General features: G+C 65.0%; 2 protein-coding genes. Both read left to right on the plus strand.

Annotated elements, in window-relative coordinates; translation table 11 throughout:
- Positions 1 to 851: RecB family exonuclease (locus A2J01_RS09755; RefSeq protein WP_197494193.1), on the plus strand; the 851-nt coding region annotated here is incomplete at its 5' end.
- A partial coding sequence (locus A2J01_RS09760; protein ID WP_156519225.1) for an ATP-dependent helicase occupies positions 852 to 2,310 on the plus strand: 1,459 nt, incomplete at its 3' end.

Below are 2,310 nucleotides of genomic sequence, written 5' to 3' on the forward strand. Positions count from 1 at the left end.
ACCCGGATCAGTGGTACGGCACAGCCGAGCCGAGTACCGCTGCTCCCATGTGGCAGCCCGAGGACGGACCGGTTTCACTATCGCCGTCCACCATCGAGATTCTCGAAACATGCCCTCTCCGATGGGTGTTCGAGCGTCATGGCGGCAGCGACGGAGACAACACTCATGCGATCGCCGGTACGCTGGTCCATACCTTGGTGCAGGCATTGGCCGGCCGGATTCCACCGGATCAGGTCGAGAAGGCACTCGAAAATGCCTGGGAATCCATCGATCTGGGATCGCAGTGGTACTCGCGCCGCGAACTCAATCGAACTCGGGAGATGCTGGCGACGTTCACCGCCTGGATGAACGCAACTCGCGGCGAACTGACCGAAGTCGGCGTCGAGGTCGCGGTCGAGGGGGTCCTCGAACCGCGCGAAGAAGGAGCGCCTGCGGTCAAGCTTCGTGGCCGGATCGACCGGCTCGAGCGCGACACCGAAGGCCGTCCGGTGGTTGTCGACGTCAAGACTGCGCGAAACCCTGTCAGCAACGAGGCCGCGCAATCTCACGCGCAGTTGGCGGCGTACCAGGTCGCAGCGGCCGAAGGTGCGATTGCCGGCGAACCGGCCACACAACCCGGCGGTGCACGCCTGGTATTCGTGGCCAAGTCCAACAAGAAAGACGGTGCGGCGCAGCGAGTTCAGCCGCCGCTGACGGCCGAAGCCGTCGAGATGTGGCGAGACGTCATCCACAACGCAGCGGCAGCGACCCAAGGGCCGCAGTATCTGGCCAGGGTCAACGACGGATGTAGACATTGCCCGGTGCGCTCGAGTTGCCCGGCACACGACGAGGGACGACAGGTGAGTAACTAAGTGGCTGCCGCGACGCAGAAGGCACGCCGACCGAAGATCGATCCTGTCGACCTGGCGGTCGCGCTCGGTCAACACCCGCCGACGCCGGAACAGGCGGCAGTCATCGCCGCACCGCTCGGTCCGACATTGGTCGTCGCCGGTGCCGGTGCCGGTAAGACCGAGACGATGGCTGCTCGCGTCGTGTGGCTGGTGGCCAACGGCTTCGTCGATCCCGAGGCCGTTCTCGGATTGACCTTCACGCGCAAAGCGGCACAACAGCTCACGTCGCGAATCCGCAAGCGCTTGGCGCGACTGGCGGGTTCGGACGTTTTGCGGGCACTCGACCCGACCGGCGGAGTGCGTTCCCGGATTCTGGCCGGGGAACCCGAAGTCAGTACCTACCATGCTTACGCGGGACGGTTGCTGTCCGAGCACGGGCTGCTGTTGCCGATCGAACCCTCGGCGACGCTGTTGTCCGAGACCGAACTGTGGCAGGTTGCGCACCGCGTCGTGAGCGGCTGGGACAGTGATCTGGACACCGACAAGAATCCGGGGTCCATCACCGAAACCGTTCTGGCCCTTGCCGGTCAGTTGGCGGAGCACCTGGTCGACCCCGAGCAGTTGCTCGAGGCTCACACCGAGTTGGACAAGCTGATTCACACTCTGCCCGCCGGTCCGAAACAGCGGGGTGGGCCGAGCAAAGAGCTTTTGAATTACCTTGATGTGCAACACAAACGCATCGAGCTACTGCCCCTCGTTGCCCGGCTGGGTGAGACGCTGCGGCGTGAAGGCGCATTGGATTTCGGCAGCCAGATGTCGCTGTCGGCCCGTGTCGCCTCCGAACATCCCGAGGTCGGGCAAACCGAGCGTGAGCGCTTTCGGGTAGTTCTTCTCGACGAGTACCAGGACACCGGTCACGCTCAGCGAGTGTTGTTGTCCTCGTTGTTCGGCGGGGGAGCCGACGGCCGGTTGGCGCTGACAGCCGTCGGCGATCCGATGCAGTCGATCTACGGTTGGCGAGGCGCGTCGGCGGCCAACCTGCCACGGTTTGCAACCGACTTCCCGCTTGCCAACGGAAAGCCGGCTCCGACGCTCGAACTGCTCACCAGTTGGCGTAACCCGCCGGAGGCTCTCGAATTGGCAAACCTGTCGTCGGCACCGTTGCGCCGACGCGGTGTGGCCGTCAGCACACTTCGTGCGCGGCCGGGAGCCGTCGCCGGAGACGTTCGACTGGCGCTGCTGGGAGACGTCGAACAGGAACGTCAGTGGGTTGCGGAGAAGATCGCCGAAGAATACGAGGCGGCACGTGCCGAAGACCGCCCGACGCCCACGGCAGCGGTGTTGATCCGCCGCAACGCCGATGCTGCCCCGCTGGCCGAGGCTTTGCGGTCCAAAGGTCTGCCGGTCGAAGTGGTCGGACTCGGTGGGCTCCTGCACACACCCGAGGTGGCGGACGTGATCGCCATGCTCCGAGTGGTCG

It is taken from the genome of Rhodococcus sp. EPR-134 (assembly GCF_001647205.1).
Taxonomy (GTDB): Bacteria; Actinomycetota; Actinomycetes; order Mycobacteriales; family Mycobacteriaceae; genus Rhodococcus_F; species Rhodococcus_F qingshengii.